Origin of the sequence: Rhizobium sp. WYCCWR 11146, from assembly GCF_013591995.1 — a bacterium.
Lineage (GTDB): Bacteria > Pseudomonadota > Alphaproteobacteria > Rhizobiales > Rhizobiaceae > Rhizobium > Rhizobium indicum.
This window is the reverse complement of sequence record NZ_JACCEY010000005.1, coordinates 121,024-128,407: the sequence shown is the minus strand read 5'-3', so window position 1 is coordinate 128,407 and position 7,384 is coordinate 121,024. Positions and strand designations below refer to the sequence as shown.

The window sequence follows — 7,384 nt, the reverse complement described above, 5'->3', positions numbered from 1 at the left end:
CCGGCCGACAACGTGTTGCGATTACTCGGCGGCGACGGCCGTCGCCGTTTCGGCTTCTTCCAACTCGCGGATCAACGGGATGACGTGCTTGCCGAAATACTCGACCTCTTCCTGGAAATGCAGGAAACCGAGAAGGATGAGGTCCGCGCCGGCGCGCTTCAGGTCGATGACCCGCTCGGCGACCTGGCGGGGTGTCCCTATCAGGTTGGAGCGGAAGCCGTCGTTGTACTGGATCAGGTCCTCGAAAGAGGATTTCGCCCAGTTACCCTCGCCTTCAGGTGATGATTTCCCGGCGTTCTTGACTTCGTGCCCGAAGGCATTGACCGCCTCTGGATTGGCCTTCTCAATAATCTCGGCGAGCACGGCCCTTGCCTCTACCTCGGTCTCGCGGACGATGGCGAAAGCGTTGACACCAACGCGGACGGAATGACCGTTAGCCTTCGCCTTGCCCTGGATGTCAGCCACCTGCTTGCTGATTTCCTCCGGCGTGTTGCCATTGGTGAAGTACCAGTCGGAAACACGCGATGCCATGTCGCGTGCAGCGCGAGAGGAGCCGCCCTGGAAGATTTCCGGCTGTGGATCGATCGGCTTGGGCTTAAGCGAATAATTGTTGAAGCGATAAAAATCGCCGTGGAACGTGAAATTGTGTTCGGTCCAAATACCGCGCAGTGCGCGGATGAATTCCTCCGAGCGGCGGTAGCGCTCGTCATGGTCAAGCCAGTGCTCGCCAATTGCGTGGAACTCGCCTCGGAACCAGCCACTGACGATATTGACGGCGACACGACCATTGGTGAGGTGATTGATGGTGGCGATCTGCTTGGCCGCCAGTGTAGGATTCCATGGTCCCGGCAGAATGGCGGCAATCACCTTCAGCGTTGTCGTCGATTCCAGCAGCGCATGGCTAAAGGAGACGGATTCATGCTGGAATTCGGCGCCATAACCGGCGGTGAAACGGATCTGGCTCAGCGCGTAGTCGAAGCCACCGGCCTCGGCGATCTGCGCCAGCTTTCTGTTATATTCGATCGTCCAGCTCGTCCGCTGCTCAATATTGGAAATGACGAGGCCACCCGAAACATTGGGAACCCAGTAGGCGAATTTGACCGGCTCTCTGCTGGCATAGGACATGATACTCTCCCTCTTGAAATGGCTAGGCTGACGCGGCGGCGAGCGCCGGGCGGTTTGCATGAGCGCGCGCGGCAGCGGTGTGATCAGAGAGCGGCAGCACCTGAGCGAGTTCTGAAACGGCGCGCTCGATACGCTCTTGAACCACAGGACTGGCGATCTCATAATCCGTGAAATCGGTTTCGGTAGCGTAGATCGACGTCGGCAGTGTCAGGGCGTTGAAGAAGCCGAATAGCGGGCGCAACTGATGTTCGGTCATCAAACCGTGCAGCGGTGTGCCACCTGTGGCAGCCAGAATGACCCGCTTTCCGGTCAGTGCGCGGTAGTCAACAAGGTCGAAGAGATGCTTGAGAGCGCCGGTATACGATGCCCGGTAGACCGGCGACCCGACAACAAGGACATCAGCCGCCTCGACGGCGTCGATAATCGCCCGCCCCTCGGCATCCAACTGGTCCGATCGAAGCGCCTTGAAGAGAATGGGGGCAGCGTCAACCAGTTCTATGGTTTGCCCATCGAGACCCAGCTTCGATGTGGCTGCCGACACAAGTGCTTCCACAAGGGAGGCAGTTCGCGATGGTCGTTTTACATTTCCCGCAAGACCCAGAATTTTCATGTCGGCGACATCCTTTTGCGACCGTAATTCTATATTTTTAATGGACTAATGATAACGACACGATGCCAATATTTCTCCCTATTGTAGATTGCCATCCTGAAATCGCGCCCAATGGGCGGAATAAAAACTTCAGTTTGGCGTTCTATGTGGCGCAGCAAACTGCACGCCACGGCGAGGGCGAACAACTCTCTATGGCCAAATGGGTTGCGCTGGTGCTGAAGCGAAATGGAGCTCGCGCAACGATCGGGAAGCATATTTTCGTCTCGCCATGGAGGGAAGAATGCGAAATTTGCAAAGGTCCGACCTGCTACAGCAGTTACTTAGCGACCAGCAACGGTGTCTAAACTAAAGAGGAGCCCGTTCGATCGTGCTCGAAACGCTATCGATTCATAGCGCGAATCAAATTGACCGCATAAGCGGAACTCAAGCAGCAAACAAGCAGGGCACCATGACATCTTACCTCACAAGGCAGAAGCATGCTAAGGAAAGGCTAGGCGCAGCGCTTCAAAAAATGAATGACGCCATCCGCGACGTACACAAATCCGGCATTGATGTCGATATCAGTACCCTCACGATACACACGCCGCGTGGCCCGATGGTTCAAGTCGACCTTAAGACGTTCCGCGCATATGACGCGCCCCCAGTGTTGCGATTGGTGGAAGAATAAATGCGGTCAGATTCGCTCATCGATCACCGTGCCACGATGATCGCGTGCCTGGGTTTCCACCAATCGCAGTCGGCAAGCTGTCTCTACAGCAAGGGTGCGACGAATGACTTCAGGCGCTAGCCTTCGCGCCAGCCAATTAGGCGGAAGCGTCCAGCTCGGCTAAGTCTGAAGCCTGGATGGCCCTATAAGCTGTAGGAGCTTGAAGGGCCTCCCATTAAGCGCCTCCTGTACTCGGTGAGCTGCTGCAGGCCGCTGTGTAGCGACTTCAGCGCGACGCACGTCTCAAACCTTGTCTAAAACTCCTAGGGCGGCCGCGGTCCTTCGTATCCTTGACGAGTCAAAATCCGAGCTCTTCTCAAGAGCTGTCAAGTCAGACCATCGCTCGTCCAGCGAAAGCTAGTCGGATCTACCGCAAGGGGAGCCAGGATGTCATCGTTTCCGACCTTCCGAGAACGCTTTCTCTGCCGGCCGAATATAATGGTGGTCCGAGTAAACTGACTTCGGCGTAACCGGTGTTCGTCCCACGCGTTATCCTGTCAGCAATCTGGTGTTCGACTTTCAATACAAGAGCGAAGGAAGTGTCTCCGTCGAGACTGAGATTCTTCCAGTAAATTCAACTCATTGGCGATTAGCCCGGTGGTGACGAAATACTCAATCCGACCAACATGTCGGGGTTGTCAGATAGAAGGGGAACTTTTCGTGCTGCTTGAGGGAGTCATAGCCGTACATTACCACTTCGAGGTTTGGCCATCGCCAACGGGAGATTGTCAGCTCGAACATTTGCGGACTCAAGCAAATCTTGAACTCCCTTGCGTAATACTATATCGTACCGAGTTGTGTACTCGCCCAACAAAGTATAAACGTAAGCAATGGCGATTGGCTAAATATATCAGAAAATATATTATTGTTAAATATTGATCTATGGCGGAGTGCCGTCTAGACCTGCTCAACACGCGGCATGGGACTACCCCGGTCAGCGACGGGAGGCTTAGATGAACCGACGTGACAAAATGCATCCAAACGAACCCAGGTGTGATAGCCCGGAAATGGGGCTCGTCTTGCTCGATGGCGAACGCGTGCTTGCTCAACGGCGTGGTATACGCTGGCAGCCGGCCGCACGGAACGAGCATCTGGATGCGCTTCGCGAAGTCGCAGATAGCGGAAGATATTATCGGGTTAACCGTCCCGGAGTGACCGGCATGGAGCTGAGCCTTGAAATATTGTCGACATTGCAACAACCACCTGCCGAACACGAGGCAAGCATAGGCCTGGACCTAACCAAAGCACATCTCGCCACCAAACACGAACCGGAACAAATGCATCAGATCACATGGTCTCATTCAAAATCTGAACGTGTCTTTGATTGCGCTGGAGGCGATTCTGACAACGGCGAAGCCATCGCTACTGATGGACAAGTCGAGGCTCTCGCGAGCCGCGGCTACATCAAATCCGCCGAAGCCTATAATCAGCTGATTGATAGGAGTAACCGATCACGTCCACCGAAGAGCTATCATGCACATGTTGATTTTGAAAACTGTCAGTACATTGATCGCACTTCCAGGCCTTGGAGACACGGGTCGCTTAAAGGCGGCCGCTTGCGCGTAATACGACGGGCGGTAGACATTGGACCAGCGCGCCATCCCGACGCAGCCTTGTGCCTATGGCATTGAACTTAGCGGCAGAATGCGATAGCTGCCAATTACGGCCGCGGCTGTAATACAGGTGGTTGATCCCGAATCTGGTTCGGGCGTGAAACGCGGTGCCGGTATTGGAAGGGTCGACTAATTCGACCTTCAATTCCAAGCGACCGTCCGGTCTCAAAGCAAGAAGCTCCTGTAGGGTCCTTGAAGGATATCGACAGAGGAAAACTATCAAATGCGGTGTTGCAAGAACGCGCCCCAAGGTCGTGGGGGTGGCTCGAATTTTTCTACTGAACCAGAACCTGCAAAGGCCGATATTGCCTACGATGCTATTCGAAGAATTCTCCACAGTAACGGCCGTGTGCCGGAGCAACATCTCAGGGAACAGGATCTAGCGTCTAAGCTCGATCTTGGTCGAACACCAGTTCGCGAAGCGCTTCAGCGGCTCGCAGCTGAAGGGAAGATTCAATACATCCCTCAAAGAGGCTTTTTCACCAGGCCGATGTCGGAAAGAGCTCTGTTAGATGTTTATGTTGTCGGACGTGAAACCCTGATCTCGGCATTGAATCGAATGCGGCCGCAGGCCCCAGAGAGCTGGACCGTGGCGGATAAATTGTCCTCTGACGAACTTGCCTTAAGGGCAGAAGCGATATTCACTAAAATCGCGCAAGAAGCATCGAATTGCGAGGCTTGCAAAATCGTCCACCGGTTCTGTTTTTGCACTCACCCTTTACGAATGGAACTAACTGCGTCGGAACTTCGGCCCGCGTTTGTTGAAAGCCTCGAGAAGCTAATTGACGCAATGTCTGAACTAGGCACGGCAACGACCCTGGTGGAGTCCGCGTTGATGAACCACCTTGATCTAGAACAGGGTGCCGTCTCAAGGATTGTGCAAGAGGTGAACGAACGTGGATTAACAGGTTTTCCGGGGCCTGCGAAAAGTTTGTGACATTTCAAACTGTCATCTCGACGAATGATCCTAGTCAACGAGCCTGAAGAATTTTGTCGAGTGCCGCGCATATCTGCGGCTGCTGCGGGCAATCCAAAAGCCGTCGTCGGCATCACCTACCAGCATTTTAATTTATGTTGCCAAATCAAAGAGGCTGCCTCCATCCCTTAAGCATCCCAGAATACAGCGCTGGCAGAGCGAAAGGTGCTTGTGTCCTATCGGGCAACGCCCTCCGTAGGTTTCCATTTGCCGCGGCTCGGCCAGGCCAGCTATATTGATCGAGCGACGTTTTCAGCCGAAGTCTCAAAAGACATTGTGCCAAAGATCATAACAGACAACGGGATCGACGCTGCGACCTTGAGGACAGAGGTTACGCCGGGCGGGTATCTCCTCAAAACAAATGCATCGCTTCAGACCGAGGGTGATCTCGATGATGCCGCGGCGGATAGGCTTGCCAGCTCGCTAGGCTACGTCTTGCGCCAATATCGCGTTCTTACCTCTCGCCTCGACGACACGACAGGTAAGACAGGCCTTGTTATCGTGCGGTTTCCGCAGGGCAGCCTTAGCGCCACCGTGGCGCAGAGATTCTTCGAGGCAGCGGATGCAACGAAAAATGGCTTGGGCGGCGGATATAGCGTAGTCGGTGACGAGCAGATCTTCCTCAATGCGACGAATTCCGAAGGAAAACCTTATAGCGGACTCGATGACGCAAGCTTCCTAGACGGATTGAGGCGCGCAGCCGTATCGTTTGGCAGCCCTAAACCAAGGGTTTCTTCCCTCGGCAATGCGACCGCGCGCTTTATTGCGAATGATTGGCAGAGGTCAACAAGAGGCGAGGGCTATCAAACCTTGCTTGGTGGATCGGACGGCGAGTTAGTGAGAAAGCTCGACGAGATCAGCAGGTGTTATGCATTCCTCCTAGCGAAGACAGCCGACAGCAAGGGCTGGGCCAGAGATGAATAAGGGCCGGACGAGGACCTACGCTCAAGTCGCTGAGCGAACTCAAAAGGCTTTCACGAAACGGGGCCCGCTGGCGACACTATTTGAGGATCGCACGCCGGCCACCTGGGGCCGCGCCGGAGAAAATCTCACTGCTGCAATGCTCAGAAATTGAGACGGCTTAATCCTGCTAGAGTTCTAGAATATCTTAGCGCGGCGATTTCCACGCTTGAGTGGTCACCATCTTTGCCCAATCTTGTCAGACATTCGGTTCACAAGCGACCGGGATTGCGGCATCGCGGTAGCTGAAACTGATGCCGTCTGATCGCCGTTGGAACAAATGAGAGTCGTCCAACATTCGTTATTCAAAGCGTTCAATATTAGTGCGGATCGCATCACCAGCCACCGATTTTACATTCGACGGAGGATTGCCAGGACGAGCCGTGCCGCAGGGAGTCCTTATCTCGCCGGAAAGGTACTGGCCGCTGTTGCAGGGCAGCATGTTGACGTCCAGAAAGTCGCTCCTCTTCAGGGAGTTCTGATACGCTACGACTTCTTTCATCGACAAGGGGTTCGAGAAGATCGTCACTCCCTCAAACCCCGGTAGCGCCTCAATTGGCTCAATCATGGGCGATGTCTGACCGGGCACTGCTGCAGCGCCAATAACCCATGGGCCAACCGATCCGAAAATGACGGATTTCGGACGATCGGTTGGCGTGCCAGAGCTGAAAGGAGAATGCGGGAACCCACTGTCGAGCACTGCCTCATCCCACTGGTAAGCTGTAAACGCTAGAAAATATGTGTATGGCGCAAAACGGTCCATGCGAACTTTGCCGTCTGGAGTAAAGGTATAGTAAATCCACTCAGTGCCGGAGAATGCCCCTGTTGGCCCCACGACGTTCATGTCCCAGGGCTTCTGCCACCATGCAGTAGACGCCATGTCGCTTTGAAGCAGGCTTTTCGCGAATGACCACTTCTGACCATTCGGATTGGGTGCAGCTCCCAATGCGAATGATAGGTAAGCATCGTTTGAATTAGAACTTAGAAGCGATAAGGCGCTGCCGCCATTAGGAACAGTATTTTCACGGGTTTTTTCGACCAAAAGGACAGTGAACCCCGTGTCTGGTCTGATCGACGCGCTTTGACTAGTCTCGATTGACGTGCGCGGTGGAAGGTTGAAGGAAGTCTTGTTGGTATAGAAGTCAAATGCCTGCCTCGTATCTTCGGGCACTGGATAATCCGCTTCTGCCGCCGAGTCGTGTATGTACAGCTTTGGAAATTCCCCGAAAATGGGCACTACCTTCGGTGTGAGCGTCTGAGATACTTTCTCCGACGCGCTTCTAAGGCAATTGGCTTCATTGGTACATGATGCCCCTTGCCCTTCTCCAGCGACAAGACAGCCCAGCGCGGAAGACAATAGGAAGATTTTTATTCCATTATTCATCAAAACATTC

At 54.1% G+C, this 7,384-nt stretch carries 7 protein-coding genes and 1 pseudogene; 4 read left to right on the top strand and 4 right to left on the bottom strand.

Annotated elements, in window-relative coordinates:
- Positions 1-21 precede the first annotated feature (21 nt).
- Both sfnG and msuE read right to left on the bottom strand, forming a co-directional pair.
- Complete coding sequence (gene sfnG, locus HX899_RS02805) at positions 22-1,125, bottom strand: dimethylsulfone monooxygenase SfnG (protein WP_168340271.1); 1,104 nt, start codon at positions 1,123-1,125, stop codon at positions 22-24.
- A gap of 22 nt (positions 1,126-1,147) precedes the next feature.
- Positions 1,148-1,735 carry an FMN reductase gene (gene msuE, locus HX899_RS02800; protein ID WP_127431432.1) on the bottom strand — a complete coding sequence of 196 codons (588 nt, stop codon included), beginning with the start codon at positions 1,733-1,735 and terminating at the stop codon, positions 1,148-1,150.
- 367 nt (positions 1,736-2,102) lie between these two features.
- Between msuE and HX899_RS02795 the strand changes: the two genes are divergently transcribed.
- Positions 2,103-2,402 (top strand): hypothetical protein, encoded by a 300-nt coding sequence (locus HX899_RS02795; RefSeq protein WP_244604854.1) that lies wholly within the window; start codon positions 2,103-2,105, stop codon positions 2,400-2,402.
- A gap of 282 nt (positions 2,403-2,684) precedes the next feature.
- On the opposite strand, the pseudogene HX899_RS35540 reads toward HX899_RS02795, so the two are convergent.
- Positions 2,685-2,777: pseudogene (locus tag HX899_RS35540) on the bottom strand (transcriptional regulator); the annotation flags it as partial.
- Positions 2,778-3,394: 617 nt separating this feature from the next.
- On the opposite strand from HX899_RS35540, the gene HX899_RS02790 reads away from it, so the two are divergent.
- The 3 genes from HX899_RS02790 (at position 3,395) to HX899_RS02780 (ending at position 5,954) form a co-directional block, all read left to right on the top strand.
- Positions 3,395-4,072 carry a hypothetical protein gene (locus HX899_RS02790; RefSeq protein WP_164735975.1) on the top strand — a complete coding sequence of 226 codons (678 nt, stop codon included), beginning with the start codon at positions 3,395-3,397 and terminating at the stop codon, positions 4,070-4,072.
- Between the two features lie 205 nt (positions 4,073-4,277).
- Positions 4,278-4,991: a GntR family transcriptional regulator gene (locus HX899_RS02785; protein ID WP_127431433.1), complete on the top strand. Its 714-nt coding sequence runs from the start codon at positions 4,278-4,280 to the stop codon at positions 4,989-4,991.
- A gap of 204 nt (positions 4,992-5,195) precedes the next feature.
- Entirely contained in the window at positions 5,196-5,954 is a 759-nt protein-coding gene (locus tag HX899_RS02780; protein WP_244604855.1) for a hypothetical protein, read from the top strand.
- Positions 5,955-6,291: 337 nt separating this feature from the next.
- On the opposite strand, the gene HX899_RS02775 is transcribed toward HX899_RS02780, so the two are convergent.
- Complete coding sequence (locus HX899_RS02775) at positions 6,292-7,374, bottom strand: hypothetical protein (RefSeq protein ID WP_127431434.1); 1,083 nt, start codon at positions 7,372-7,374, stop codon at positions 6,292-6,294.
- Positions 7,375-7,384: the final 10 nt, after the last annotated feature.

Excerpts from the sequence above, each read along its gene's own strand:
- sfnG (WP_168340271.1), bottom strand. The coding sequence starts at position 1,125 with ATGTCCTATGCCAGCAGAGAGCCGGTCAAATTCGCCTACTGGGTTCCC.
- msuE (WP_127431432.1), bottom strand. The coding sequence starts at position 1,735 with ATGAAAATTCTGGGTCTTGCGGGAAATGTAAAACGACCATCGCGAACT.
- HX899_RS02790 (WP_164735975.1), top strand. The coding sequence starts at position 3,395 with ATGAACCGACGTGACAAAATGCATCCAAACGAACCCAGGTGTGATAGC.
- HX899_RS02785 (WP_127431433.1), top strand. The coding sequence starts at position 4,278 with ATGCGGTGTTGCAAGAACGCGCCCCAAGGTCGTGGGGGTGGCTCGAAT.
- HX899_RS02775 (WP_127431434.1), bottom strand. The coding sequence starts at position 7,374 with ATGAATAATGGAATAAAAATCTTCCTATTGTCTTCCGCGCTGGGCTGT.